22 protein-coding genes are annotated in these 26,561 nt (G+C 58.6%); 16 read left to right on the top strand and 6 right to left on the bottom strand.

The window, feature by feature from the left end; genetic code table 11:
* Positions 1-14: 14 nt before the first annotated feature.
* The 7 genes from EK23_RS06425 (at position 15) to EK23_RS06395 (ending at position 4,412) form a co-directional block, all read left to right on the top strand.
* Positions 15-560 (top strand): COG4648 family protein, encoded by a 546-nt coding sequence (locus tag EK23_RS06425; protein WP_045224515.1) that lies wholly within the window; start codon positions 15-17, stop codon positions 558-560.
* The gene (locus EK23_RS06420; protein WP_045224514.1) at positions 557-937 is read left to right on the top strand and encodes an ApeI family dehydratase; all 381 of its coding nucleotides are present in this window, start codon (positions 557-559) and stop codon (positions 935-937) included. The genes EK23_RS06425 and EK23_RS06420 overlap by 4 nt, the downstream gene beginning before the upstream one ends.
* Entirely contained in the window at positions 930-1,664 is a 735-nt protein-coding gene (locus tag EK23_RS06415) for a glycosyltransferase family 2 protein (protein ID WP_045224513.1), read from the top strand. The genes EK23_RS06420 and EK23_RS06415 overlap by 8 nt, the downstream gene beginning before the upstream one ends.
* Positions 1,661-2,623, top strand: coding sequence for a lysophospholipid acyltransferase family protein (locus EK23_RS06410; RefSeq protein ID WP_045224512.1), 963 nt, complete (start codon positions 1,661-1,663; stop codon positions 2,621-2,623). Before EK23_RS06415 ends, EK23_RS06410 begins: the two co-directional genes overlap by 4 nt.
* Positions 2,620-3,057 (top strand): acyl-CoA thioesterase, encoded by a 438-nt coding sequence (locus tag EK23_RS06405; RefSeq protein WP_268748166.1) that lies wholly within the window; start codon positions 2,620-2,622, stop codon positions 3,055-3,057. The genes EK23_RS06410 and EK23_RS06405 overlap by 4 nt, the downstream gene beginning before the upstream one ends.
* 92 nt (positions 3,058-3,149) lie before the next feature.
* Positions 3,150-3,719: a hypothetical protein gene (locus EK23_RS06400; RefSeq protein WP_045224510.1), complete on the top strand. Its 570-nt coding sequence runs from the start codon at positions 3,150-3,152 to the stop codon at positions 3,717-3,719.
* Between the two features lie 3 nt (positions 3,720-3,722).
* The gene (locus EK23_RS06395; protein WP_052807982.1) at positions 3,723-4,412 is read left to right on the top strand and encodes a 4'-phosphopantetheinyl transferase family protein; all 690 of its coding nucleotides are present in this window, start codon (positions 3,723-3,725) and stop codon (positions 4,410-4,412) included.
* Positions 4,413-4,715: 303 nt separating this feature from the next.
* Here the strand turns inward: EK23_RS06395 and EK23_RS06390 are convergent, their stop codons facing one another.
* The 4 genes from EK23_RS06390 to EK23_RS21560 all read right to left on the bottom strand — a co-directional run bounded on the left by EK23_RS06390 (position 4,716) and on the right by EK23_RS21560 (position 11,549).
* The gene (locus EK23_RS06390) at positions 4,716-7,184 is read right to left on the bottom strand and encodes an RHS repeat-associated core domain-containing protein (protein ID WP_045224509.1); all 2,469 of its coding nucleotides are present in this window, start codon (positions 7,182-7,184) and stop codon (positions 4,716-4,718) included.
* A gap of 22 nt (positions 7,185-7,206) precedes the next feature.
* A complete protein-coding gene (locus tag EK23_RS06385) occupies positions 7,207-9,321 on the bottom strand; it encodes a DUF6531 domain-containing protein (protein WP_052807981.1) in 2,115 nt (704 codons plus the stop codon).
* A gap of 123 nt (positions 9,322-9,444) precedes the next feature.
* Positions 9,445-10,047, bottom strand: a complete 603-nt coding sequence (locus tag EK23_RS06380; protein ID WP_045224508.1) for a cohesin domain-containing protein — start codon at positions 10,045-10,047, stop codon at positions 9,445-9,447.
* A gap of 263 nt (positions 10,048-10,310) precedes the next feature.
* Positions 10,311-11,549 carry a glycosyltransferase family 2 protein gene (locus EK23_RS21560; protein ID WP_052807980.1) on the bottom strand — a complete coding sequence of 413 codons (1,239 nt, stop codon included), beginning with the start codon at positions 11,547-11,549 and terminating at the stop codon, positions 10,311-10,313.
* A 573-nt stretch (positions 11,550-12,122) separates the two neighbouring features.
* On the opposite strand from EK23_RS21560, the gene rimO reads away from it, so the two are divergent.
* The gene (rimO, locus tag EK23_RS06370; protein WP_045224663.1) at positions 12,123-13,433 is read left to right on the top strand and encodes a 30S ribosomal protein S12 methylthiotransferase RimO; all 1,311 of its coding nucleotides are present in this window, start codon (positions 12,123-12,125) and stop codon (positions 13,431-13,433) included.
* Positions 13,434-13,512: 79 nt separating this feature from the next.
* On the opposite strand, the gene EK23_RS06365 is transcribed toward rimO, so the two are convergent.
* On the bottom strand, positions 13,513-13,998 hold the full coding sequence (locus EK23_RS06365) for an FKBP-type peptidyl-prolyl cis-trans isomerase (RefSeq protein WP_045224507.1): 486 nt from the start codon (positions 13,996-13,998) through the stop codon (positions 13,513-13,515).
* 192 nt (positions 13,999-14,190) lie between these two features.
* Between EK23_RS06365 and EK23_RS06360 the strand changes: the two genes are divergently transcribed.
* From EK23_RS06360 to EK23_RS06325, 8 genes are all read left to right on the top strand, one after another.
* Positions 14,191-15,213 carry a sensor histidine kinase gene (locus tag EK23_RS06360; protein WP_052807979.1) on the top strand — a complete coding sequence of 341 codons (1,023 nt, stop codon included), beginning with the start codon at positions 14,191-14,193 and terminating at the stop codon, positions 15,211-15,213.
* A complete protein-coding gene (locus tag EK23_RS06355) occupies positions 15,191-15,934 on the top strand; it encodes a LytR/AlgR family response regulator transcription factor (protein WP_045224505.1) in 744 nt (247 codons plus the stop codon). Before EK23_RS06360 ends, EK23_RS06355 begins: the two co-directional genes overlap by 23 nt.
* A gap of 44 nt (positions 15,935-15,978) precedes the next feature.
* Entirely contained in the window at positions 15,979-16,947 is a 969-nt protein-coding gene (gene hemC, locus EK23_RS06350; protein WP_045224504.1) for a hydroxymethylbilane synthase, read from the top strand.
* Complete coding sequence (gene hemDX, locus EK23_RS06345; protein WP_052807978.1) at positions 16,940-19,003, top strand: fused uroporphyrinogen-III synthase HemD/membrane protein HemX; 2,064 nt, start codon at positions 16,940-16,942, stop codon at positions 19,001-19,003. Before hemC ends, hemDX begins: the two co-directional genes overlap by 8 nt.
* Positions 19,000-20,265 carry a heme biosynthesis HemY N-terminal domain-containing protein gene (locus EK23_RS06340; RefSeq protein WP_045224503.1) on the top strand — a complete coding sequence of 422 codons (1,266 nt, stop codon included), beginning with the start codon at positions 19,000-19,002 and terminating at the stop codon, positions 20,263-20,265. Before hemDX ends, EK23_RS06340 begins: the two co-directional genes overlap by 4 nt.
* A gap of 449 nt (positions 20,266-20,714) precedes the next feature.
* Positions 20,715-21,968: a hypothetical protein gene (locus tag EK23_RS06335; RefSeq protein ID WP_145998575.1), complete on the top strand. Its 1,254-nt coding sequence runs from the start codon at positions 20,715-20,717 to the stop codon at positions 21,966-21,968.
* A gap of 193 nt (positions 21,969-22,161) precedes the next feature.
* A complete protein-coding gene (locus EK23_RS06330; RefSeq protein WP_045224501.1) occupies positions 22,162-23,292 on the top strand; it encodes a glycosyltransferase family 4 protein in 1,131 nt (376 codons plus the stop codon).
* 45 nt (positions 23,293-23,337) lie between these two features.
* The gene (locus tag EK23_RS06325) at positions 23,338-24,525 is read left to right on the top strand and encodes a glycosyltransferase family 4 protein (protein ID WP_045224500.1); all 1,188 of its coding nucleotides are present in this window, start codon (positions 23,338-23,340) and stop codon (positions 24,523-24,525) included.
* Positions 24,526-24,843: 318 nt separating this feature from the next.
* Here EK23_RS06325 and EK23_RS06320 read toward each other — a convergent pair whose 3' ends face one another.
* Positions 24,844-26,559 carry a hypothetical protein gene (locus EK23_RS06320; RefSeq protein ID WP_045224499.1) on the bottom strand — a complete coding sequence of 572 codons (1,716 nt, stop codon included), beginning with the start codon at positions 26,557-26,559 and terminating at the stop codon, positions 24,844-24,846.
* Positions 26,560-26,561: the final 2 nt, after the last annotated feature.

Below are 26,561 nucleotides of genomic sequence, written 5' to 3'. Positions count from 1 at the left end.
GTCCAATTGCCCCGATGCTCAAGTTGCTCGTCGGCCTGGTGACTGTGGTCTATCCCTTCCTGGTTTATGTGGCCCTGGACAGCGTGCAGCCGCGCTACCTCGCCCTGCTGCTGGCGGGCGTCTTTGCCCTGCGATGGCTGCAACAGGGCGGTACCGCCAGGCTGTTGGGTGCATACTGGCTGGCGCCCTTGGCGCTATTGCTGCTCGTGGCGGTGGTCTTGAGCAACCAGGGCGGCTTGCTGCTGGCTTATCCGGTCCTGGTCAGCGCCCTGTTCTTCGCGGTTTTCTGCCACAGCCTGCTGTATCCGCCCAGCGTCGCGGAAAGGATCGCGCGCCTGAGCGAGCCGGACCTGTCGCCTCGAGGGGTGCGCTACACGCGGAGGGTCACGCAGGTCTGGTGCGGGTTTTTCCTCGCCAACGGCATGGCGGCCGCGGCAACGGCCCTCTCCGGTGACCGCTGGCTCTGGAGCTTGTACAACGGCTTTATCTCCTATGTGCTGATGGCTGTGTTGATGGGAAGCGAATGGCTGGTTCGCCGCCGGGTCAGGCGATCTTTATGACCGATCTGGCGTGTACCGAACGGCCTCAGGTGCTGCCCGAGGTGCTTGAGGAGCGCCTGGAAGAGGGCGGTGTGACCGTGGAATTGCGGGTGCCGGAAACCCTCGCCTTCTTCCCGGGTCACTTCCCCGATACCCCCATCGTGCCAGGTGTGGTGCAGATCCAGTGGGCGATGCATTTCGCCCGGACGCGCCTTGGGCTGGACCTGCCTTTCGGTCACATGGAGGTCATCAAGTTCAAGGAACTGATGCAGCCCGGGGAGCGTCTCAGCCTTCGGATCAAGTACCAGCCCGGAGCCCTCAAACTGCAGTTCAGCTTCCGCGACGGAGAGCGCGAGTTCAGTTCCGGCCGACTGTATTTCCTACCATCCGATGATTAATCCTTGCATCATCATTCCGGTCTACAACCACGAAAAGCCGCTCGCCGAGATCCTGGCGCGTCTGGCGGACCATGGGCTTCCTTGCATATTAGTGGACGATGGCAGCGATGCAGCTTGCGCGAAAGCGATAGACGATCTCGCATCCGGGCGGCCTTGGATTGAGGCGATACGCCATCAATACAACCGCGGCAAAGGCGGGGCCGTGAAGACCGCGCTGCTGGCCGCCCAGGCCAGGGGCTACAGCCATGCCTTGCAACTGGATGCGGATGGGCAGCATGATCTGAACGATGTCGCGAAATTCCTCGAAACAGCCAGGGCTCACCCGCAGGCGGTGGTCATCGGCAGCCCGAAGTTCGACGCCAGCGTGCCCAAGGGGCGCTACTATGCCCGTTACCTGACCCATGTCTGGGTCTGGATCAATACCCTGTCCTTCGCCATTCCGGATGCCATGTGCGGATTCCGCGTCTATCCCGTTGGGCCCTGCGCCGATCTGATCCAACGCCGACAGTTGGACGAGCGCATGGCCTTCGATGTGGAGATCCTGATCCGGCTCTACAGCCAGGGACTGGAATTCGTTCCCTTGCCGACCCGAGTGGGATATCCGAAAGATGGGATTTCCTACTTCAGGCTTTGGGAGGACAACCTGCGCCTGAGCCTGATGCAGGCCCGCTTCTTCCTCAGCCTGCCGATTCGCTTGCCCGCGCTGCTGGCTCGCCGTTTCCGATGAAAGCGTCGCCGCATCGCACCCATTGGGCGAATCTGGAGGAAACCGGAATCCTCTGGGGCATGCGCGCCATGCTGCTGATCTACCGCTTGTTCGGGCGGTCGGCATTTCGGCTGGTGCTGCATCCGGTGGTCAGCTACTACTTCCTCATGAGCCGGGCGGGGCGGGATGCCTCGCGCGATTACCTGCGGCGGGTAGGTGAAGCCTTTCCCGAATTGGGCCTGCGCGGCGGTTGGTGGGACAGTTATCGCCACTTCATCGCATTCGGCGAAAACCTGCTGGAGAAGATCGTGGTCTGGCTGGGGAAACTGGATCCGCAGCGCATCCAGTTCCACAACCGCCACCTGCTGGTGGACTTGCTGGAGCAGCGCAAGGGCGCGATGCTGCTGGCCGCGCACATCGGCAATCTGGAGCTGTGCCGGGCCCTCGCGGACCTGCGCGGCTACATCCATCTCAACATCCTGGTGCACACCAAGCACGCCGAGAAGTTCAACCGCCTGCTCGGCAGCGTCGAACGGCGGGGCGCCAACATCGAGCTGATTCAGGTGACCGACTTGAACCCGGCGGTGGCCATCCGCTTGCAGGACAAGCTCCAGAACGGTGAGTTTCTGGTGATGGTGGGGGACAGGACGCCCGTGAGTGGCGGACGCACGGTGTCCGCGCAGTTTCTCGGCGCGGAGGCGGACTTCCCGCAAGGCCCCTATTTGCTGGCTTCCCTGCTGCAGTGTCCGGTCTACACGCTGCTCAGCTATCCCCTGGAAGGGCGGTATCACATCTATCTGGAGCCCTTCGCCGCATTGATTCAGGTCCCGCACCGCCAGCCGCAGCGCACTGCGATGCTCGAGGAATTGGCGCAGCGCTTTGCCGCACACTTGGAATACCACTGTCGCCGTGCGCCGCTGCAATGGTTCAATTTCTTTCCGTTCTGGGACCGGCATGCTGGCGGAGGCGAGCCTCAGTGAGCGAGAAGCCCCTGGTCGCCGCGGAGGTGGAACTGACCGTTCCGTTCCATGACGTGGACATGCTGGAAATTGCCTGGCACGGCCATTTCAGCCGCTATTTCGAAATCGCCCGCTGCGCGCTGTTGGATAAGATCGACTATGGCTATATGACCATGCGCCGAACCGGGTACGTCTGGCCGATCATCGAGTTGCACCAGCGCTTCGTGAAGCCGGCGCGATTCGGGCAGCGCATCCGTGTGCTTGCGGAATTGACCGAGTACGAGTATCGGATGAAGATCAAATACCGGGTGTGCGATTCTGAAACCGGTGCCGTGCTGGTCAAAGGGCATACCCTGCAAGTGGCCGTCGACGCCCGCTCGGGCGAGATGTGCTATGCCTCGCCGGCGGTGTTCCTCGACAAGCTGGGTGTCAACTTCGAGGAACCTACGCAATAGGCGCACCGCGTCCTGCGGCGGTATCATTTGACGCGGCTTGCTCGGGGGCTGGGAATGGCCGCACTGGCCGCCGGAACCATCAGGAGAAAGACATGCCTCTAAACAATCGGGTTCTCATCGTTTTTGTCGTCTTCGCCGTACTCGGGCTCAGCGCCTGCGCCAAAAAGTATGCGCCGGGCCAGTTGGGCCCGGATGTCCAGACCGGCACGCTCTACTACACGCAGTTCAGCCTGTTCCAGGAGAAGGGCCACTACCGCACCACCAACTACCGACGCGGATACCTCGTCCCCATCAATACGCCGGTAACCCTGGTTTCCATCGATAGCAAGCGCATCGAGGTCAAGATGAATGACGGCGGTGAGACCTTGATTGTCGAGAATGTGCCCAAGCACACCAACGACGAAGTACTCACCGCGTTTCGCAAGCTGTTTGGTAAGCGTAAGGTGAACTTGGCTCAGTTCACCGCCTCGGAGCAAAAGTTGATCCTAGGAGGCAAAGTGGACAAGGGCATGAGCCGCGAGGCCGTTCTGGCCGCCATCGGCTATCCCCCGGCCCACATGACGCCCGACCTCAAGGGCGACGACTGGACCTACTGGTCCAACCGCTACGACCGCTTCATCGTGCGCTTCAAGGGCAACAGGGTTGCGGAAATCGTGAACTGACGCGTGCTCGCCGCGAACGTTCTGGCAGGTTGTGTCGAAGTCTGGCGGCTTGACTTGATTCATGGCGATGCCGCCAAGGCCGAAAGACTACTGACCCAGGACGAGCAGGAACGTGCTGCACGCATTGGCAGCCGTGATGCCCGTGTGGCTTTCGTCCTGACACGGGCCGCCTTGCGCCAGCGCTTGGGGGGCTATCTCGATGCCGATCCGCATTCCATCCGCTTTGAGTTCAACGATCATGGCAAGCCCCGATTGTCAGGAACCGAAGAGAATCAGGGGCTCGTCTTCAGTGTTTCCCATTCGGGAACTGTCGCGTTGTTGGCATTCGCTCGCGACCTTGCCCTGGGCGTAGACACCGAGCGGCTGCGCACCCGGCGCGGACTGGACGATCTCGCAAGTCACTGCCTCAACGACGCAGAGTTGGAGTCATGGCTCATGATTCCGGATGCTGGGCGCCTGGAGGCATTCATCCGCTATTGGGTTTGCAAGGAAGCCTTCGTCAAAGCCACCGGCCGTGGAATTGCCCTGGGCCTGAAACAGGTGGAAGTGCGCGAGGACTTCAGGGGATTCTTGCGTCTTCCGGAGGGTTGGGGGCCGGCGGACAACTGGAGCCTTCATGAGTGGGGGGATGAGGGGCAGCGATGCGCTGTGGTTCATTCGGGACCGAAGCAAACTATACAAGTTCTGAAATGACCCGTTTCGAAATCGCTTTCGTCATGCTTTTATGAGTCTTCTATTTTTCTCACCCGGCATCCCATAAATTGTAAACCGGCAACTATATCCGCAAGAAGTTTTTCTCGTTCGAGTGATTCAATAGGCGGTTCATTAGAGAATTCTTTAAGGGTATAACAATATATGCAGGTATCAGTTCCAAAATCTACAAATATCGAAGCATTGCGGCTTTCAGATAGATACTGTACGGTCTCTCTATCAGCCACTTGTACGATGTAGCCATCTCTATGTTGTACTTTTTGGGGGTAAATTGTGTGAAACATATTAGTGGCCAAAAGTGATGACGTTAACGATATTTTTGTTGCTTAGCAGGCTCGTATACTCAATTGTATTGAAGTAGCCTGAAGCGATCGAGCCCTCGGTGAAGCCTACGGCCGTTCCTGAAGCACCTTCCGCCATTCGTCTCGACAAGATAGACACTACTTCTTTGGCTTCTGCCGGTGTAAGCGGACTTTGAGGACCAAATAAGTCAGATTTGAGAAGTTGTTTTCCGCCTTTTGTCATCTCCAGAGTAAAGCGACCGTTTGATTTTGCAAATGCTTCGGCAAGGGCTCTATTTCCTGGTCCGGAATAAAACACAGCCCCGTTTCTTGGGGTTGAAACATCCGCGGCCTTAGCCCTAGTCAAGTAGTACCGATATGCATCCGCTTGTTTTGCAAGGTAGCATGCTCGCGCGACGTTGAATAGTTCCCCTGTAATAGTTCCGCCGTAAACTGAAAGCACCAGTTCGGACTCTAGAGGTCCCAGTTGCGGGGTTTTCAGGTAGGTTGCCATTAACTCCGGCGAAGCAACCTCCAATCCGAGTGGGTCGATCAGATTCTGAGGGTCGTTCGCTGCATACGTAAACCGATTTGTTGTTTTCTCAAGCCCCACCGGGTCCGGCTGCAAATAGCGTCCCGTCTCCGGGTCGTAGTAGCGCGCCATGTTGTAGTGCAGACCGCTCTCCTTGTCGTGGTACTGTCCGGGAAAGCGCAGGTTGAATTCAAAGTCTTCGCCATTCTGGTCGGGGTCTTCGTCAGCGGGACCGGTGCCGAAGGGGTCGCTCTCCCAACGCCAGACCAATTGCCCTGAACCCTCGACTATGGCGCGCGGCGTGTTGAGGTGGTCCGCGTAGATGAAGTGGATCTGGCCGTTGAGGAGGCTGTTCGGATCGGGCTTGAGAACCGCCACTGGTTGGTCGCCGAGCCAGACAATTTCCTGGATAGGCTGCCCGTCGCGCTGGTATTCGCCGAGCAGATGCCCGCCCTCGTCGTAAACGAATAGTGTGCCCCGCTGGCTGTAGTTTTCTGGATGGTTTCGCTGGTCGAAGATTTTCAGTAGGACACAGGAAACGTCGGAACTACTGATCGCACCGTCGTGATCGCAATCTGCGTTATGGCTTGGCAGGATTGCGCCTCGGGCCATCAACGCCAGTCGGCGCGCGTCCGTGATGCCAAAGCGCCCGTCGCGGTCCAAATCGCCGGCCATGTCGGGGGCGTGGCCCGACCATTTGACGGCGCGGGTTCCGAATCCATCGTAGCGGTACGTGAAGCTGGCGCCGTCGGTTTCGGCCCGTGTCAGCCGATTGTGGAGGTCGTAATCGAAGTGGCGCCTGCCATCGCTGGTGATATTGCCGGCCGCATCGGTCTCATAGCGTATCCCTTCGCGCTGCAGCAGGCGGTTGCCTGAGGCCGGGTAGACATAGGTCAAACCGTCCTGACTGAGCCGATTACCGTTGGGGTCGTATTCGAAAGTCTGGCGCCGCCTTGGGCTTTCGGCGCTGAGCAGGCGGTGCAGCGGGTCATAGGTGTAGGCCCAGTTGAAGAGCGGGTCGCTGTCGGTGAATTCGAATACGCGGCTGGCGGCGTCGTAGGTGATGTTCCGCTGCCGTTGAGCCAGCGGCACTTGGACCAGACGGCCATCAAGATCGTAGGTCCTGCGGTATTCAACCCCATTGTTCCAGATCCACGCGGCTGGCGGCCCGAAGGGCTGGTGGCGGATCTGGCTAAGCAGGGGCGCTCCATTGAGGCCGATGTCCACCACCTGCCCGTTGTCCCATGTCAGATCCACCGCTTGCCCGGAGGGGTAGAGGATCTGCCGCCGCCGACCGTTGCCATCGTATGTGTAATGCAGCGTAAGGGTGGCTTCGGCCCAAAGGCTGGTGCGGCTGGTAATCCGGCCGCGGGCGTCGTATTGCCAGGTGGTCTGGCCGGCTTCATCGATCATGCCGGTCAGCCGTCCCAGGCCATTCGGGCCCTGGTCGTAGCTGAACCGAATGGCTTCCGTTGCCGCGCCTTCGATCGCCGTCAGGCGGTTCAGGGCGTCGTAACGGTAGTGCAGGGTTACGCCGCGGGCGTCGGTGGCCGCAACCAGATTGCCGGCCGCATCGAATTCCCGGGTCACGCTGCCGGTGTCTGCACTGTCTACCTGCGTCGGATTGTCCAGGCCGTCGAATCCGAATTCTGTTGCGGCACCGACGGGGTCCGTGACTCGGATGAGGTGGTCGAGGCTGTCGTGGACGAATCGGGTTTGGGCACCCAGTGCATCGATGGCTTCAAACGGGCGGTCCAGAGCGTCAAAGCGTTGGACAGTCTCGTTCAATAGCGGGTCGAGGGTCCGTGTCAGGTTGCCGTTGGCATCGTAGAAGTATTCATAGACTTCCGTTTCGCCGGCCGCGTGGACGCCAAGTGACAAAAGGCACAGGCTCAGCAGAAACAGCAGTCCGGTCAGTCTGACAAGAGGTTTGGTTTTCATGGTCCACTCCCACCCTCAGCGGCTAGCGCGCGCCGATGAGTCGCTGCAGACGGTTTAAAGGATCAAAGACACGAGCCCAGGTCCGCGCAAGATTCGACTGCGGATCGGTAATGTCCTCCCGCAGGCGATAGCCCGCGGCATCCAGGCTGAAGTGGATTCGATTTCCCAGGCTGTCTGCGACGTCGGTCAGGCGATGGGCCGCATCATAGGCTTGTGACAGGAAGTTCGCGTCTGGCTCGGTGATGCGCACGAGCAAGCCTGCTTTATCGTACCCATAACCCGTGAACTCGCCCGCGTCATTGCTCTCGATCAGGCGACCGCGCTCGTCATATCGAAGCGCCAAGACCCGCCTGTTGGCGTCGATGATGGAGACAGGACGGCCGTGGGCATCGAAGGCGGCAAACGTGGTGCTGTGCCCCAAGGCATCGGTGATCTGTGCCAGATCACCAGGCGCGTGAGCCGCGTCGATGTCATCGTAATACCGGTAGCGGGTGATGTCGGCCACATCGGTGCGCGGGCCGTCCGCAGTCAGGATTTGGCCGTGACTGTCATAGGTGAATTGCCAAGTTCGGAGGCTTCCTGTAACCGTGTCGACCAGTTCCTGCCGCAGCATGTTGCCGACGGCGTCGTAGCTGAAGAGGGTCTGCCTGCCCGTCTCATCGATCCGCAGAGGCAGGCGAAAGGCAGAGTGCCAACCGGTCGAGATGGTTCTGGTTTCTGGCGTGCCATCGGCCTCGGTGCGACGTATTTCCAGGTTGCGGACCTGATCAAACGCGAAGCGGGTGAGGTTTCCATTGAAATCGGTCCGGCTGATTACGTTTCCATTCCCATCGAACTCTGTCTGACGAGCCGACGCCGGACAGCCCGATCCCGCGTGTTGGCTTTGCCGATTGCTGACGGGCACGCCTTGCACGGTTTGGTAGGAATAGGTGCGGGCACTGCCTAGTGCGTCCAAGACGGTTGTGCTGCCGTTAGGGTTGTAGATCAACTCATGGCGGTCGACGCCTCCCGCATGCTCCGACAATACGCCACGCCCTTGCGGATCATAGGCGAAGCGGGCATGGCGCACGCCGCTTTCGTCGGTAATTCCGGTCAAGGCCAACGGAAATCTGGAATCCTCGTACTGGTAGGTCCGGGTCGGGTCGTCAGCCGTATCGGCGCGTGTCGGGTCGGGATAGCTGACAGCGCTGAGGCGTCCAAGGGTGTCATACGCATATCGGATCGAGTTTCCTGCCGGATCAATCAGGGCAGAAAGCCTGCCGTCGCCTTGGTAAGCCAGTGTGAGACGTCGCCCAGAAACCCGATCGATCACTGTGGTAGTGCGGCCCGCTGAGTCGTACTCCAGGGCGTGCGCCCAGCTGGAACGGCTGATGATGGAAGTCAGCCGTCCATTGCGGTCATAAAGTTCGGTGCTGTCATCTTCGAGGGTGAGACGCCAGCCCAGGAGAGTACCGTTGCCGCCTAAGATTTGCCCAAGTCGCACGATGACGTCACCGTCGGGCTTCCACTCGGCTCCGGACAGCACGAAGCGGAAGGCGCGCCCGTCGCCCCGGATGGCATAGGCCACGGATGTGCCGGAGAAGGCCAGCTGTCGGTCATAGCTGTGTCGCCAGCGCGGGCCGAGCATGCGGCGTTCGCCAAATCGCGAATTGTAGTGGCGGGAGAATTCCAGTGGGTGGGGGCCTCCTCCGAGGTAGTCGATTTCCTCCTGGAACTTGTTGCCATTCGCACCGTTGATCGGATTAGTTCCATTGCAGTCGCCGGGAACACCGGCGGCTTTCTGATCCTGGCCTGGTGGCGGCAGGTAGTGGATGGTCATGCTGTCGCTGGCACTGCAGCCGCTGACGCTGCCCTCCACGGACAGCACGTTTTCGCCGGCATCCAGGCCGACGCTGGCGGCACCCGAACCCAAAAAGTTGATCAGGGTCGTGAACACGCCGGACTGCTGGAAGAACACTCGGCCATTGACCGTCGCCGTGACCTGCCCGACATCACTGGGCTTGGCGGTACCTGATCCGGTTCTGCTGACGCCGACGGTTTGTGTGGTTACGGTGCTGCCCCGTTCTGGCGAGGTGAAACTGAGTGAACAGGGCCGAGCCAGTCCGGGCACCAGAATCAGGCCGAATAGAGTAGCCATCAGCCGGCGGCAGACTCGGTCTTCAGTTCTAGTTTTCCTGTACCTGAAAGGAAGAGGAAAGTAGTTCATGATGCAACTCTCCCTGGAGCATCGTGCCAAGATGCTCCCTATGACGGCCAACTGCTAGAGCCGCTCGCGCTGGCGGTGCCCGGTTTTCGAGATCAGCAGCAGAACCAGCATTGCGCTGGCCGTTGGAAGAAATGTCGCTGGCAGCGGCACGATTTCGACGCGCGTTCCAATCGCCGATGCAGGCATGGGTTGCGCGGAGGCATCGCTCAATTCGTTGAGAGTTAGGGTGAATTCAGCGGTACCTGAATTCTGGGCGTGGAAACGCAGGGTTGCCAGGCGGAAGAAATCGGGCTGGGCGAGTTCCAGTACGGTGGCCGCGTCTTGCGAGACTTCCAGCAGTTGAATCAGCCCTGTGTCCAAGTGGCTGGCTGATTGAGGCGCCGGCGCCGCTGAATCAAGGTGAAGTTGATCGCCAAATTGGTCATCGCCAAAGCGAACTTCGTCGAAGCTCACCCTGCGGTAATCGTAGCCGACAGTGACATCGTACCCTGATAAAGCAGCCTGGCCTTCGAGTCCTGAAGCTCCGAACTCGATCTGGAAGGTGGTGCCGACCTCGAGACTGGGCTCCGGCGGTGACAGATAGAGCGTGATGTCTGCCCACGCGGAGGGCGACAGACTGGCGAGTGCAGCGAGGACAAGTATGGATCGATGCAGCATGTTCCATCCCCCGTGAGCCGTTGACTTGGCTCAGACACCTCGACGGCGTTAAATCGATGCGAGGGAAATTATGCTGAAAATTGACTTGAATTCTATGGGGAAATTGCTGGGTAATGCTTGGGAGTCGGGAACTGTAAATTGATGCTTACAGTGCCGCGCGGATGCTACCTGACAGCGAGTTGAATTTTAGCCCGTATCTTTTGATCCGCAGAGTTGCTTGCACGCGGATCAATCCCTCTCAGTGCAATTTCGTCAGAACAGGCCTACAGATGCATATGGGATGGTGCTATCGCGTGGGGGGACTTGGCTCGCCGTCCAAGTTGCCGTCGCAAGCCATTTAGAAGCAATCGTGCTAACTCTTTTGCTCGGTGTTTTGTGGGGTCGTGCCAAAGGGCGCGCACGCAGTGCCACAAGGCCTTGGGAAGCAAACCTGACGTTGTCAGGATTTTCTTTGCAATGCAGGCGTGAAGCTTGCCGAGCAGTTGTCGTCGTAACAGGTAAGAGTCGGCACCCGGCGCCAAGCTTTCAATTACCTGCTTAATGTAATCAACAGGAGATGATGAATGCAGCGCACGTTCACAAATCAAGGAAGGCAACAGCTTTAATTCGAAGTTGCGCAGTGCGTTGTATTCTATTGCTTTATTCAGGCACTTCGTGCCGGCCACGATGTTGTCGGATGCGAAGTAAACTCTTGCGTATTCCATGTACGCCAGATAGTAGGCCGAACCTCGGACCCGCGCGAGATCAGCTTTCAAACTGGGTACATTGAAATATCGGTCCAGGATATCGATGCGTCCAGCCAACATTTTGTCGAAGATTTGTCCGCGATTTCCCTTGTGCAAACGCAACAGCGTAACCACCTCGCGGCAGCAAGCGAATCTGTAGCCTTCTCTTGCCAGGCTTAGAAAAAAGTCCCAATGCTCGTTGAAATCGACGGAGGTATCAAATCCGCCAACCGCCTCGACGCAGCTACGCCGGACCAAGGCCGTGCCGAGCAACATGGTTTCCTCCTGCAGCAGCTTCGGCAGGACCTGGCCCTCCATAGTGGTTCCGGATGGCCTGACATTGGCACCTGGCCAAGGCGACGGCCTGGTTACACCCCGGATATGGGGTCCTGCCCGGTAGCTGGGGCTTCCGTCGGCCTCCATCCAGTAATACCAGCCGTAGGCAACGTCCACGCTAGGTTGCTGTTCCAGCACGGCGAGCAGGTCCGCCAGATTGTTGGGCAGCATGCGGTCGTCACTGTCCAGAAAGGAAACATACTCGCCGCTGGCACAGGCGAGGCCCAGGTTGCGCGCGGCGCAGGCGCCCGCATTGGCCTGACGCTTGTACGTGATCCTGCCGGTGTATTTTGCCACTACGTCGGCGGTGGCGTCGGTTGATCCGTCGTCCACCACGATTAACTCCCAGTCTTCACAGGTCTGGGCAAGGACACTCTGTATCGCTTCGTCCAGGTACGCGGCCCGATTGTAGGTCGGTATGATAATGCTTATGCGCGGCATGTCATTGATCCTGATCGTGTTGTTGCTTATGGCTGGCGTCGGGGCCACATGCCCAGATGCTTTCGTTGCCAGGCGCAATCACATGTTTAAATATTTTTACTATATGGCGTCATGGCTCAAAAGGGAAATTCCAGTAGAAATAAGCAATAATCTTGCCTGAAATATGGCCGCAACATATTCAATGATTTAGGTACGTTCAATGGTCTTTTGCCCGTTTTTTCCCGGTGGACTGTAAAGCAAACCGACGTTCTTTCCGTGATTTTCAAGCTTTCGACTGCAGGTAAGTCAGAATCGCTGTTGAAAAACACCCATCACCTTGTCAAAAGCACCAGGGACGAAATCCGTCAGGCCCTGATGTTTGCTGAACATGAACCGGCTCGCGCCGCGAGCAGGGTAGGAACCATCCTTGCACACAATGTATCGTAGTCGTTTGTGCCCCACACTTTCGATAAAATACCGAGCAAGGATGTTAGCGGCTCAATGGTGGAAATTTTTACCCGTGACTGGGCGCCCATGAGGCCTTTGCGGTGCGGTAGCGAATTTTACAAACATAACCCGAGTGTGCGTCAGACTGTGGCAAACCCAAGAATTGGATTTATCAGCCTCGGCTGTCCCAAGGCGCTGGTGGACAGCGAAGTGATCCTGACGCGCCTGCGCTCGGAAGGTTACGAAGTGTCGCCGAGTTACCGGGATTCCGATCTGGTGGTGGTGAATACCTGCGGCTTTATCGATGCGGCAGTTGAGGAATCCCTGGACGCCATTGGCGAGGCCTTGGCTGAAAACGGCAAAGTCATCGTGACCGGCTGTCTAGGCGCAAGAGAAGGCGAGATCCGGGCCCGCCATCCCAGCGTCCTCAAGGTTACGGGCGCCCACGCTTTCGAGGATGTCATGGCGGCGGTGCATGAGCACCTCCCTCCCGCGCATGATCCATTCACCGATCTGTTGCCCCCACAGGGGATCAAACTGACGCCCAAGCATTATGCGTATCTGAAAATCTCGGAAGGTTGTAACCACCGCTGCACGTTTTGCATCATACCTTCGATGCGGGGTGATCTGGTCAGTCGCCCCATTGGCGAAGTCATGGGCGAAGCGGAGAGACTGGTTGGCGCGGGCGTGAGGGAATTGCTTGTCGTATCGCAGGATACCAGTGCCTATGGGGTGGACATGGGATATCGCACCAGTTTTTGGGGTGGTCGTCCGCTCAAGACCCGATTCCTGGATCTGGCAAAGGCCTTGGGTGAGATGGGGGCTTGGGTCCGTCTCCATTATGTTTACCCTTACCCGCATGTGGACGAGGTGATTCCACTGATGGCCGAAGGCAAAATCCTGCCATATCTCGACATTCCTTTCCAGCATGCCAGCCCTCGTATCCTCAGGTCGATGAAGCGTCCCGCCTCCGCTGAGAACAACCTGGAGCGTATACAAACTTGGCGGTCCATCTGCCCGGAACTGACCATCCGCAGTACGTTCATTGTGGGCTTTCCAGGCGAAACCGATGAAGATTTCGAAGATCTGCTCGACTTCCTGGATGCGGCGCAATTGGACCGTGTGGGTTGCTTCGCGTACTCCCCGGTGGCGGGCGCGGCGGCCAACGCGCTTCCGGGTCAGGTGCCAGCGGAGGTAAAGGAAGATCGCTTAGCCCGCTTCATGGCATTCCAGGAGGAAATCAGCTCTGCGAGACTCCAGGCTCGTGTAGGTGGTCGCGAAACCGTACTGGTCGACGAAGTGGTGGAGGAAGGCGCGGTAGCGCGCAGCCGAGCCGATGCCCCTGAGATCGATGGTCAGGTGTTCATCGATGGAGCTACCCATCTTCAAGTGGGCCAGTGGGTCGAGGTCGAGATCGAGGAGGCCGATGAACATGACCTCTGGGCACACCTGATCTGAACGCCGGGGGCCAGATCACGGACTGAGGCGCTTAACCGGCCTTCACATCCCTGCGGCTGGCTGCTCCTAGAGTGCTAGTTCAGTCGTGATGGTGCCCGCCAAGACCATGCACATGGCCGTGATCCAATTCTTCTGCGGTGGCATCGCGAATGTCCGTGACCTCGACGGCGAAGTTCAGGGTCATGCCGGCCATCGGGTGATTGCCATCCAGAATTACTTCGTCATCCAGAACCTCGATGACAGTCACCAGTTGTACGCCCTCGGGTGTTTCGGCATGGAATTGCATGCCGGGCTCGATCTGCTCGACGCCTTCGAAGGCGGTCTTCGGCACGGCCTGGATCAGGTCGTCGTCGCGCAGGCCGTAAGCTTCTTCGGGAGAGACCGTTACGCTCAGGCGGTCGCCTACCTGCTTACCCGCCAGTGCGTTTTCCAGGCCCGGAATGATATTGCCCTGGCCGTGGATGTAGGCTAGAGGATTTTGACCCTCTGAACTGTCCAGCACGTCCCCCTCGTCATTGGTCAGCGTGTAATGAATGTGAACCACTTTCTCGGCGGAAATCTGCATGGGTGTCCCTCGTTATTTTCAAATTTGCATCATATCGGTTTTTTCCCGCCCCAGGTAGGGCGAGAAGTGCCGGCGTCTGTCTAAACTGAACCGTATCCATCGACCTGACAGGGAATCCCGAGGGAGCCAGTGGTCCGATCGAAAGTTCCACTCTGGGCAGACACCGAAAGTTTTCTTCCGGACTTCCGACGCGTGCGTACGGCCTTTGTGCTGCTGTTGTTGGCCGAAATCCTGGCGTTGGCAATCGGCCTGATCGCGGCGCCCGATGCGGAGGCTTTCTGGAACAGCTTGGGGCTGGTCTCCCTCTACATCGTCTGGGTCGTCCTGCTCAGCATCGCAGTTTTGAGTACCTTCAACCGTTGGCTCCAAAGCGCGAGTCCGCTGAGAGCAGGGGGTGTCGTCGTTTGCGTGGTCGAGGCAATGGTGCTGCTGGTGGGGTGGCTCGCATGGAACGGCTTGGGCCAAGGCTTGTTGAATGGGGGCACGGAATTGAGCCAGACGCCTTATCGCTGCCTGCGCGACGTCGCCGTCGCGGCGCTCCTGACGGGTTTGTGGCTCCGCTACCGCTATGTTCAATATCAGTGGCGGCGGCATGTTCGGGCCGAGGGACTGGCTCGGCTGGACGTTTTGCAGGCGCGCATGCGGCCGCATTTCCTGTTTAACGGTCTCAACACCATAGCCAGTCTCATCAGCACCGATCCGGCCAAGGCGGAGGAATTGATACTGGATTTTGCCGAAATGTTCCGTGCGGTGTTGAAGAGAAACGCGCGAATGGCGAAGCTGGAGGAAGAATTGCACTTGGTGCGGCAATACCTCAATGTGGAGGGACAGCGTTTGGCCGAGCGCCTGCGGGTGGTCTGGAACCTGAACGGCGCGCCGATGGATGCGCTGCTGCCACCCCTCAGTCTGCAGCCCCTGGTGGAGAATGCCTTGTATCACGGTATCGAACCTCTGCCCGGCGGTGGCATGGTGGAGATCGATGGACGCTTGCGGCGGGGCGAGGTGGTCCTGACAGTCCGGAGTCCCGCACCCCGCGCTGAGGCGGAGCCGCACCGCAGCGGCAATCGCGTGGCTCTCGCCAACCTGCGGCTAAGGCTGGAGAACTGTTTTCCGGGAAGTGGGGCCGTGCACACCAGTGTGGTGGACGGACGCTACCAGGCGCGCATCGTATTTCCCTATCGGACGACGCTGAGTGAAGATTCTGATCGCCGATGATGAGCCCTTGGCGAGGGCCCGCTTGCGAAGGTTGTTGGAGGAACTGGCGCTGGCTGACTTGGTCATCGAGGAAGCCGCCAATGGACAGGAGGCCCTGAAAGCCGCGATTTGCCTGCAGCCTGACGTCATGCTTCTGGATATTCACATGCCCCTGATGAGTGGGTTGCAATGTGCGCGGGAGCTGGCGCGCTTGCCGCAGGCACCGGCAATCGTGTTTGTCACGGCCTACGACGACTACGCCCTTAAGGCGTTCGAAGTCTGCGCCTGCGACTATCTGCTCAAGCCGGTGCGGCGAGAGCGTTTGGCAGGCGCATTGGAACGAGCGCGACGTTTCAGCGCCAAGGCGTGGGAAAAGCTGTCGGCGGAACTCCCGGAAGTGCCGGTGTCGAGGCAGCATCTCTGTTCCTTCGAACAGGGCAACGTGTGCTTTCTGGCCATCGAGGACATCCTTTATTTTCTGGCCGACAGAAAATCCACGCTGGCGCGCACGGTGACCGGCCGGCTTCACGTGGACGAACCCCTCAAGTCGCTCGAGGCCGAGTTCGGCGAGCGCTTTCTCCGTGTTCACCGCAGCGCCCTGGTCGCCCCTGCCCACATTGAAAGGCTGGACCGGCTCGCGTCGGGCGGGGTGGCGCTGAAGCTGAAAGGTATCCCCGAAAGGATTGAAGTCAGCCGGCGTCTCCTGCCGCGCTTGCGCCAAGGCCTGGGTGTCACGGGCTGAATCCACCTGCGCCAAACCTTGGTCGTCAGGCGCGATCTGTTACAATGCCGCCATTTATCAGCCTGGTTGTGACCGTGGTTCAAGAAGTCATCCGTATCGCTACCCGCAGGAGTCCATTGGCCCTCTGGCAGGCCGAGCATGTTGCCAGCCTGTTGCGGGAAGCTCATCCGGGACTCAAAACCGAGTTGGTGGAAATGACCACGCGGGGTGACCGAATCCTTGACGCACCCTTGGCCAAAGTGGGTGGCAAAGGGCTATTCGTAAAGGAACTGGAACAGGGCATGCTGGCCGGAACCGCGGATATCGCAGTCCATTCCATGAAAGACGTCCCTGTGGAATTCCCCGAGGGACTCCATCTGGCAGCGATACTGGAGCGCGAGGACCCGCGTGACGCGCTGGTTTCGACGAAATACGCATCATTCGAAAAGCTTCCCCCCACGGCAAGGATCGGGACATCCAGCCTTCGCCGACAGTGTCAAATCAAGACCCTCCTGCCGGACTGCGAAATCCGGCATTTGCGCGGCAATGTAAACACGCGGCTGGCCAAGCTGGACGCCGGCGAATATGACGCCATCGTGCTGGCCTCCGCAGGCTTGAAGCGCCTTGGCATGGCGGAGCGCATTTCGGAATTTCTGCCCGCGGAGATCAGCTTGCCGGCCATCGGCCAGGGCGCTATCGGCATCGAGGCCCGCAGCGAAGACGGTCGAATCAATGATCTGGTGAAGCCCCTGCACCACAGTGAGACGGCGTGGCGTGTATTGGCGGAGCGATCCATGAACGAGCGCTTACAGGGTGGATGTCAGGTGCCCATAGCGGGTTATGCGGAACTGGACGGGGAGCAGTTGCGCCTGCGCGGCCTGGTGGGGGCACCCGATGGTTCCTGCCTGGTCCGGGGCGAGGTGACAGGTCCGGTAATCCAGGCCCAGGCTTTGGGCATTGCACTGGCCGAGGATCTCCTGTCACGTGGAGCCGATGCAATCCTCAAGGAACTTTATGGCGAGGCGCATGGCTGAAGGCGTCCTCAAGCCCTTGGCGGGCCTGGGCGTTCTGGTCACGCGACCACAAGGCCAGGGCGAGAACCTGAGTGAATTGATCGAGGCCGCGGGCGGGCGTGCGATCCGGTTCCCACTGCTTGAGATCGTGCCGGTGCCATTGGATGCGGAAGGTCCTCGTACGCTGGCGGATCTAGCGGGTTGCGACTGGCTGGTTTTCGTCAGTTCCAACGCGGTGCGTCACGGGCTGGCGTGTATCCGGAGCGTTGGCGAACCTGCCGCTTGGCCTAAGGTGGCTGCGATCGGTCAGGCGACGGCGGATGAGTTGGAGCGCCAGGGTGTGGAGGTGGACCTGGCACCCAAACAGCAGTTTAATAGCGAAGCCCTGCTGGCCTTGCCGGAATTTGCCGATGTGACTGGCCAGCGTATCCTCATCGTGCGGGGAGCGGGCGGGCGCGAAGTGCTGGCGGATACATTGAAGGCGCGTGGGGCGGAAGTGACGTACGCGGAAGTCTACCGCCGCGCCGCGTCGCAGGTCGATCCCGCGCCCTTGCTTGAACGCTGGAGGTCCGGCGAGATCGATCTCGTCACGGTCACCTCTGGCGAAGCCCTCGACATTCTTGAACAGATCGTGGTCGGCGACCATTCCGGACAGCTGCGGTCCACGCCGCTTGCCGTGATTGGCGAGCGCATTGCGCAGAAGGCGCGGGGTCTGGGCTACGCGAATGTGATGGCGGTAGAGGCGGGTGACGAGTCATTACTGGCTGCGGTGATTGCCCTGGCGGGCAACCGGCGAGAGGTTCCAAACCATTCCGAAAACGGGGACACAGCATTGGTTGACGAGGAGAAAGAAGTGACGCTGCCGGCGGATCAACCGGACGAAATTACGGCAACGGATGCTTATGGTGAGTCCCAAGAAGCTCCGCCCGCGCCGAAGAAATCCAGAGTAGGTGCTTGGGTCGGCTATATGATCCTGTTGCTGGTGTTCGCGCTAGCTGGCGGTGGCTTCTTCATCCTGAATGAATTGCGAACCAAGCAGGAGGGTTTGGGCTCCGGTCTGGACAAAGGCGACCGTCAGATGCAGGAACTGCTCCATCAGATATCCGGATTTCAGACGGAGTTGGCGGCCCTGCATTCGCAGTTCGCCACCCTGCAGTCACAAGTCACCACCGAGGATACCAAGTTCGAGCGTCAAATCGGCGAGCAGGGCAGTACGTTTGGGGAGCGACTGGATTCGACCAAGAACGAGCTTGCGGCGTCCATCGAGCACATACAGCGGCAAATGAATAAGACGCGCGGTGACATGATGGTGGCGGACGCGGAGTATTTGCTGGGTATTGCCAACCAGAAGCTGCACCTGACCGGTGACGTGAAGGCCGTGCTCGCTGCTTTGGCGGCTGCCGACCAGCGGCTCCATGACAGCGGTGACCCCGGCGTGTTCAAGGTGCGTGAAGCCTTGGCCGAGGAAATCAACCAGTTGGAAGAGGTGAAGATAGCGGACGTGGTGGGTCTGTCGGCCCAGATCCTGGCGCTTGAGTCTGTCGTCAGAGACCTGCCCCTGTTCTTGCCCCACACGGACAAAGGCAAGGCCAAAGTGGAGGCTGGACCCGATGAGAAAGCCCAGCAGCCACCTGCTACGGAGGATGGCGGAGCGGGGCTGCTGGATTCCGCATTGAGCGATTTCAAAGGGCTCGTCACGGTGCGCCGCACCGACCGACCGGTACAGGCGGTGCTGGTTCCGGAAGAGGTGGAGGCGCTGCGTCAGGTCTTGTTGCTGCGCATGGAAATAACCCGGCTGGCCCTGTTGCGGGGCGACGACGGACTCTATAAGTCAAGCCTGGATTCGGTACTCAGCTGGCTTAATGAGCATTTTGATGCGGAGGCGGCGGCGACCAAAGATCTGGTGGCGGAGTTGGTCGACTTAAAGGCGCAGCAGATCGCGGTCCCGTTCCCCGATATCAGCAAGTCCCTGACACTGCTGCGCAATATCGAGAAGCTGCGCCTGGAAGCGGAGGAGAAGGGCAAGAGTCAAGCTCAACCTCAGCCTGCCGCAGCACCCGAGGGTACACAGCCGTGAAGTCCCTGGTCATCCTGCTCATCGCGCTGCTCATCGCGGTCGGCGCCGCGTTTTTCATTCATGAACAGCTGGTCGCGCAGGGCGATCCCGGCTATGTCATCATCGGCATCGGCCACTGGTCCATAGAGACATCACTGTTTCTCATGGCCATGCTGATTCTGCTGGCTTTCCTGACGTTCTACCTCACGATTCGTCTGGTCATCGGAACCTTGCGGCTTCCAAAAGCCATAAAGCGCCGAGGTTCCGAACAGCGGAGCCGGCAATCACAGGAAGCCCTGATTGCCGGTTTGATCGAATCGGCGGAAGGAAATTGGGAAAAGGCGGAGAAGCATCTGATACGGCATGCGGCCAACAGCGGCGTGCCGCTCATCAACTATCTGACGGCGGCCCACGCGGCGCATTCCCGGGGCGCGGTGGACCTGCGCGATGAATACCTCAACCTCGCCCATGAATCAACGCCGGAAGCCGAACTGGCCATCGGCTTGACCCGCGCGGAACTGCAGATGTCCAACCAGCAGTTCACCGAGGCCTTGGAAACACTGACCCATCTCAACCAGATCGCACCGAGTCACGCGAAAGTGCTGAAGCTAATGCATCAGGCGTACGCTCAGGCGGAAGACTGGGAAGGCCTGACGCGGTTGATTCCGCAATTGCATCAGAACAAGGTGCTGATGGAGGCCGAAATCAAGTTGCTTGAAGCGGAGACGTTCAGCGCCATGCTCAAGCAACGCTCGGAGTCTCGCAAGCCGGGCGCCCTGCGGGAAGTCTGGCAGCATGTTCCCGATCATATCAAGGCCATGGTTGGCATCCAGGAATTGTATTTTGCGGCTATGATCGAAGCGGGTGCCGGGGACGAAATTGAGCCTTTGCTGCGCCAGACCCTGTCCAAGCAGTGGAACGACACCTTGCTAGTGCTGTACGGCTGTATCCAATTACCCGATGCGGCGCAGCAGCTCGAAACGGCGGAAGCTTGGCTTGCCAAACACACGCAGGATGCGGTTTTGCTAAGGGTGCTGGGCAAGCTGGCCCTGGCGGCCGGGCAGCCGGAGAAGGCGCGCGAGTATCTGGAAAGAAGCCTCGGTATTGAATCCAGCGTCGAGGCCTTCCGCATGATGGGGGATCTGCTGCTCAGACAGGATGATGCCGTAAACGCGTGCCAGTACTTCCGCAACGGGCTACTGTTCGCCTCCAACGAGGTGGTGGCGCAGATAGAAATGAATCCGGAGAACGAGCCACAGGCCGAGGACGAGGCGCAAACTTAGATTGCATAGGCTTGAACCAATTGAACTTTCATTGGTTTGCTAAATCTAGCCTCGCGCGCCCCGCTCCACGTTGATGTGTGCCAGGCGCAGGCGCCAAAACTTGCTCAAGCGGGATGGCTTTTGATGCTGGAACGCCTTTAGGCACCTAATTCAAATAGGTGAAATTACTAGTGCTCTTTGTGAATCGGCAAGCTGTTCGGTAAGGCCGCCGAAGTGCATGCACACAAGGTAAAGCAAGATGCCTGCTACACTACGTAACTCTATCGCTATTCTTTTGAGGTTGGTGGTACGAAATCCAGCCGGTCAAGTCGTGCGATGACGCGTACAGTCCAACCTTCCCTCGAGCCATGGTTCTATTACCCTATTTAATATTCCTGGCTTCATTTCTCCTGCAGTTCCATTCGGAGTCAGGATTTCTTCCGAGACAGTTATCCTGGCTTCCGGAAATATTGTCCGCGATCGCATTTGTACTGGTGGTGCTTCGAGGTGCGTATGAAAAGCGGTTGATGATAAGTGCAAAATACGTCCTGCTTTTTGGCTTTATTTTTCTTTTGCTCACGTCGTCTCTCATCATCAATGACGTGCAGCCAGGTACTATCTTTATTGGGGCGCGTACATATTTCAAGTATGTTCCATTCTTTCTCATGCCTTTGGTATACGAGTATTCAGAGGAAGAGTTTAAGAAGCAGTTATTGTTGTTGGCCGGTCTAGGGCTATTGCAATTGCCCATGGCTGCGCTTCAGCGGTTTGTCTTGTACTCCGATTTGGCTACTGGCGACGTAGTTACGGGCACCCTGGAGACATCCGGGGTGCTCACCATCATGATGCTTAGCTTTTTGTCAATTGTGATGGGCATGTATCTACGCAAGAAACTCTCGCTCCGTCATGCCGCTCTGCTCATGATATTTTTCATCGCGCCAGCTGGTCTCGATGAGACAAAGGTTACCGTTATTCTTCTTCCTTTGGCGCTGGGAATACCGGTCTTTATTGTTGCGAAGCTCGAAAAAAATCTACGGTCCCTTGTTCCATTCGCGGTTATGGGTGGAATTGTATTTGTGCTTTTTGTTGGCATGTATCAAACGCTTTACTCGTCACGTGGGGACATGCAGAAAGGGGGTATATTCGGCTTTCTGACGGATCCGAAAATGCTGGAGACCTATGTCTATGGAGGCGCTGCAGAAAGCGCGACTGTGAGAGGAATCGATCGTGAAGGTCCCAAAGTTATTGGAGCAAAAAAGAAGGCTGCAAAGCGGGCGGAGCGCTTCGATGGCATAATCGTGGCTTGGAAGGTTTTATCCGCCGACTGGGCCAAGCTTCTGGTTGGGGTAGGGATAGGAAACGTCACGGATTCTTTCCTTGGGAAAAATTTTGCTGGAAAATATGCTCTTTATAGTATTTACTTTAGTGCTGGAATTACAGATTTGAGTCTCGCTCTTTGGGAGATTGGCCTTCTTGGAATTCTTTGTGTCTTTATATTGATGGCATTCATATTCTTTGATTCCTTTGCTCTAGCCCGGAGTTCTGATCTCTATGGGGCATTTGCCATCGGTTGGGTTGCGGTAACTGTGATGATTGTGGTCGTCATGGTCTACCAGAGTAACATCGTCTTCAACGCCATCAGTTATCTTTTTTGGTTTTTCTCCGGACAGGTTATCGCAGCCAAGAACAGGCTCGACTGGAGCAAGAACTGGCGACGGTCTTAAGGAATCACGGGCTGTGTAACATGGTTGTTAGAGAGCGCCGGAGGTTTTCCGTCATAAAAGTTCATGATTCGTCAGGCGGTTGTTGGCAGGTTTATTTGTCGTTCAACCACATGGCCTACCTCATCGATTTGGAGCGCTCGCGCCTGCGACGGAGAAAGTTTGAAATTTTAGAATCAAGGTGCCAGTAAAACCAATGCGTATAGTTTTGATGACTGCCATTTATCCAGGAAAGCGCATCGGCGGCGCGGAATACCAGACTTCCCTCTTGGGCAAGGAACTTGCCATGCGCGGTCATGAAGTCATGTATCTGGCTGTGGAGGCGGGGCAGACCGCTGAGTACCAGGATGAGGGTGTTAGGGTTATTGAACTTCCCGGGTGGGGCGCCATTGGTAGACCTGCGCACTATCAGCGCATTCGTGAAATTATTAGCGATTTCCGGCCGGACGTTGGTTATCTTCGCTATTTGCTGGAACTGGCCGGCGTCAGTGACGTCTTTCGGGGAATGCAGATTCCACTGGTTTCGGTGACCAGCAGTTTCATGGAAACCTCGCCGCTTTTTACTGGTCATGATCCGCGCACCATGCTGCGGAGTGTGGTTAATGGCACCCTGTTTCTACACTGGAAGGCATTCTGGTCCATTCGCCATTCCGCCGTTCACGTGTGTAACTCAGAGGACATGTCGAAGCGAATCCGGCGCTGGCTTCCGGGTGTTCGGATCGAGACCGTCTACAATGGCTCGCCGCTGCCACCAGAACACGAGGTGCATCAGTTGCCTGGCAAGCAGGTGATTTGGGTGAACAACGTGAAGCGATGGAAGCGGCCGGAACAATTCGTCGAGCTTGCCAGGCGCTTGCCGGAGTTTCAGTTCGTCATGATCGGTTCCCTACAGTCCAAGGGGCGGTACGCCGAGGCCTGTCGTAGGATGCTCGCGGACGCGCCAAAAAACCTTAACTATCTGGGCGGCTTGCCCGTTGAAGAGGTCAACAAGCAGATTGGACAGAGTGATATTCTGGTCTACACGAGTAAACCCGACACGGAGGGATTTGGGAATTCTCTGCTTCAGGCGTGGTTTAGAGCGGTTCCGACGATATGTCTGTCGTACAACGTGGATGGCATCATGGAACGTGAGGGGATCGGTTTTGTGACCCAATCAATGGACGAGTTTGCCGCCAGGGTAGGCGAGTTGATGCGGGATTCAGAGAAGCGCATGGCGATGGGACGCAAGGCCCAGGAGTATGCCCACGCACACCATCGGGTTGGCCATATGGTTGACCAATACGAAAGCATGTTCCGCGGGATAATCGAAACGTCCGCGTCGTCGTGAAAATTCGCGGCATTTCCGCCCCACATGTACCCAGGAGCCCACTGAATGGCAGACAGCAGACCGGCCGCCGATGACAAAATCTCCCGTCGTTTGATTTGGATCGTTCCGGCTTCCCTGACGCCCACCCTTCACATAAACGCATTCAATGAACCAGCCCACGAGCTCGCGCGCTTGGGTTGGGATGTCACGCTTCTAGCACAAGGCGGTGCAGGCGAAATCCTGCCTCGGGATTTTCGCGTGCGTTACCTACCCATGCCGCGCGTCTACGTGTTGGGACAAGTTATCTACCACCTGTTCGTCATGGCCGATGTGGCAAAAAACTGGAAGAGCACCGACGTGGTCTACTTTCACCAAGAGTCGGCTCTGTTCATTCTGCCGCTGCGTGTTCTGCGCTGGCTGATTCCTGGCCGATTTCCCTTGCTGGTTATGGACACACGGACGGTGGAGATGGTGGTCGACACGCCGAAAGCGAAGCTGCGTGACATTTACAGGCGTTTAATGAACCACTTTGCAAATTTGTGTGCCGACGGTCAAACAGCGATCACGCGCCGGTTGGCCGATTACGTAGGCATCGTGCCGTCTGATCTGCTCGGCATCTGGCCTTCTGGCGCAAACCGAGAGCTTTTTGGTGCGGCCATCGGTTGGCGGCATTGGCCGGAGGAATCCCAGCCCCTGCCGGTGATTTATATCGGTTCCCTTTACAAGGAACGCAATGTGATGGCGTTTTGCCGTGCAGTGGTTGCCGCTTGTGAGAAGGGCATGAATTTTTCCCTCACTGTGGTCGGTGGGGGCGATGAGTTCGATGATCTGCGGGAATTTGCCGAAACTAGCGGCGGCCGGGTGCGCGTTCTGCCTTCAGTTCCCCATGCCGAGGTGCCGCGCGTGCTTTCTGGTGCCTGCATTGGCGTGCTTCCTTTCCCGGACGAGGAAAAGTTCAGGATTTCAAGTCCCATCAAGCTGTTCGAATACATGGCCGCGGGTATGCCGATCATCGCCACCCGAATTGACTGCCACACCGACGTGGTGGGCGGAGAGGACTTTGTATTCTGGGCGGACGGCAGCGATGATGCTGCTTTGTTGCAAGCCCTTGCGCGCTGCTGGGACCAGCGCCGGCAATTGCAGACCTTGGGTGAACATGCATCGGAGGTGTCGGCCAATTGGACCTGGGCGGCTTCGGCACGTCGCATCAGCGACGCCCTGAGTCTAGGCTTGCAACGTGTTGGACGTGCCTAGCCACTGAATCCATTCGGATTGACGGCCGTGGAGCTTGCCAGGCCGCGGATTTGCCAGGGTCGGATTCATTTTGGAGTTTGGAGTTTGCCCTGAGTCATTGGCGGCATAGCCAGAGACATTGGTCTGAATAGCCGCCTTTGCAGCGACCGTGACTTGTCAAAGCTTTTCCTGGCAACTTTGTGCGACTGTTTTTGCTGCCTTAAGCATCCAAATTCAGGCGATCGTTTTGCGGTCCAATTGCTGTGGGTTCCGCTAAAAGCCGAGTGGCCGGAGAGCGAAGCGCATCTCCGGGTCTCCGGGATCGTGTCGGTCTAGCGGTTAGGGCCGAGGCCGATTGGTTCCTCCGCCTAACTCCAGTAGATCGAATACCAGGCCTGACGCAGCGTCGCCCCGCCCGGGTCGCTTCTGGCGACTGATCCAGAGGTGGGTCGATCCGTCGCACCAGCGGGCGTATTGGTAGGCTCGAGTGACCTGCACGCCTTCGGCTGGGACTTCTTCGTCGTACAAATCCAGGTCGCGGCCCATGGGCATTAACTGGTCCAGTCGCATGATGGTCGGCAGATCATCGCCCGCGGTCTGCAGGCGCGCCTGGCGCAGCCGCATGCCGGAGTCCAGCCTGGCCGGCAGCAAGGGTTTCCAGTAGGCGGGCACGCGGGTGCCGAGGCGGTAGGCGCGGGTGCCTTCCAGAGGCGCGGGCAGAATCTCCTCGGCGCTGCTGTCCGAGAGTTCACTTCGGTTGAGAGTGCCACCCGCAAGGCTCGGCATCTGCGTCTGCACAGCCCAGCCCAGGTTGGCGCCCTCGTCGCGCTGCAGCCAGATTTCTTCCAGAGTCTTGCCTTGCAGTCCCTTGGCCAGCGCCGCGGGCAGGTAGAACCAGTTCTGGCCGTCGCCGCTGATGGAAAAGGCACGCCATCGCCCCGGAGCCTGGTCGGTCTCGGCGGCGGGGGAAATCAGATGGCGCTCGCCGAAGCTGTTGCTGACCACGAGCCTGCGCACGCGGCTGAGAGAGCCTACCGGTAGCTCTACCGGGACCACGAACCAGTCATTGCTGAACTCCAGGGCGAATTTGAGCAGCAGCCGTCTCGGCAGATCGTTGGGGGCAGCCTCGACTGCGGCGAAGTTGATGCGGGCATCTTCCATTTCCCAGAAACGCGCCAAGGGCATGCCGTGATAGCTGACCGGCACGGGCAGCAGGTCGAGATTCCGTAGGGCGGGGTTCAACCGCGCTTGGGGCCCTGTGGGCGGTTCCATGTCCACCGCGTACCAGTCCAACTCGCCGCTGTAGTATTCCTCGGCCTTGAGCTCGAGGGTGTCTGTGGCAGTGCGCACAGCCAGGTCGAAGCGATATTCCATGCGTTCCGGCTGCCAGGCGTCCTGCTCTGGCGCCGAGCGGCTGAGCCGGTTTTCGCACCAGCGCAGCCAGTCCATAAGTCCCTGCGTCAGCGGCGCGGCGTCGGCCGCAGTGACAGGAGTCGCCAGCCCCGCCGCGGCCAGCTTCTCGATCACTGCTGCGATGGAAGTTGCCTGGATGTCCTGCCGCAGGAGCGCGCCGTCCACGACCCGGCCCGCCAGGACCGCCATCATGCGACGGCTGTCCGCGTCCAAGGCATCTAGAACGGCGGGGTCGGGTGCTTTCAGGCCATAGGAGCGCAGCAGCGGGTCCGTGTAGTGGGCGGGAGCAGCTCCGAGGCCGTTCAGGATGCGCAGCAAGTGCTGCCCGGTTTCCGCGGACTCGCGCCAGCTGACAGCTCGCTCAAGGTCCGCCGTTTCCCGTTCCACCATCGTTTCCAGGGGCAGCGAGGCCGGCGCGTAATCCGTCAGTTCACCGTGGCCTCCGGGGCGGTAACCATTGACGGCGACTTCCTCCATTTCGACATGGACGGCCGTCGGTGAACCGCAGTCCTCGCCGCGGAACTCACCCAGCTGCCACTGTCTGCCCAGGGTCCACAGGGGATCATGGAAGCGCGCCTGCAGTTCGCCGGCAAGGCCGGTTCCTTGGGTGCCATTGGTAATCGCGAAACCGACCGTTGCCATGT

Origin of the sequence: Methyloterricola oryzae (assembly GCF_000934725.1) — a bacterium.
Classification (GTDB): Bacteria; Pseudomonadota; Gammaproteobacteria; order Methylococcales; family Methylococcaceae; genus Methyloterricola; species Methyloterricola oryzae.
This window is presented reverse-complemented; position numbering and strand designations above follow the sequence as displayed.

Coding starts and splice junctions, on each gene's coding strand:
- EK23_RS06425 (WP_045224515.1), top strand. CDS start 15: ATGCTCAAGTTGCTCGTCGGCCTGGTGACTGTGGTCTATCCCTTCCTG.
- EK23_RS06420 (WP_045224514.1), top strand. CDS start 557: ATGACCGATCTGGCGTGTACCGAACGGCCTCAGGTGCTGCCCGAGGTG.
- EK23_RS06415 (WP_045224513.1), top strand. CDS start 930: ATGATTAATCCTTGCATCATCATTCCGGTCTACAACCACGAAAAGCCG.
- EK23_RS06410 (WP_045224512.1), top strand. CDS start 1,661: ATGAAAGCGTCGCCGCATCGCACCCATTGGGCGAATCTGGAGGAAACC.
- EK23_RS06400 (WP_045224510.1), top strand. CDS start 3,150: ATGCCTCTAAACAATCGGGTTCTCATCGTTTTTGTCGTCTTCGCCGTA.
- EK23_RS06390 (WP_045224509.1), bottom strand. CDS start 7,184: ATGAAAACCAAACCTCTTGTCAGACTGACCGGACTGCTGTTTCTGCTG.
- EK23_RS06385 (WP_052807981.1), bottom strand. CDS start 9,321: ATGGCTACTCTATTCGGCCTGATTCTGGTGCCCGGACTGGCTCGGCCC.
- EK23_RS06380 (WP_045224508.1), bottom strand. CDS start 10,047: ATGCTGCATCGATCCATACTTGTCCTCGCTGCACTCGCCAGTCTGTCG.
- EK23_RS21560 (WP_052807980.1), bottom strand. CDS start 11,549: ATGCCGCGCATAAGCATTATCATACCGACCTACAATCGGGCCGCGTAC.
- EK23_RS06365 (WP_045224507.1), bottom strand. CDS start 13,998: ATGCAGATTTCCGCCGAGAAAGTGGTTCACATTCATTACACGCTGACC.
- hemC (WP_045224504.1), top strand. CDS start 15,979: ATGCCGCCATTTATCAGCCTGGTTGTGACCGTGGTTCAAGAAGTCATC.
- hemDX (WP_052807978.1), top strand. CDS start 16,940: ATGGCTGAAGGCGTCCTCAAGCCCTTGGCGGGCCTGGGCGTTCTGGTC.
- EK23_RS06330 (WP_045224501.1), top strand. CDS start 22,162: ATGCGTATAGTTTTGATGACTGCCATTTATCCAGGAAAGCGCATCGGC.
- EK23_RS06325 (WP_045224500.1), top strand. CDS start 23,338: ATGGCAGACAGCAGACCGGCCGCCGATGACAAAATCTCCCGTCGTTTG.
- EK23_RS06320 (WP_045224499.1), bottom strand. CDS start 26,559: ATGGCAACGGTCGGTTTCGCGATTACCAATGGCACCCAAGGAACCGGC.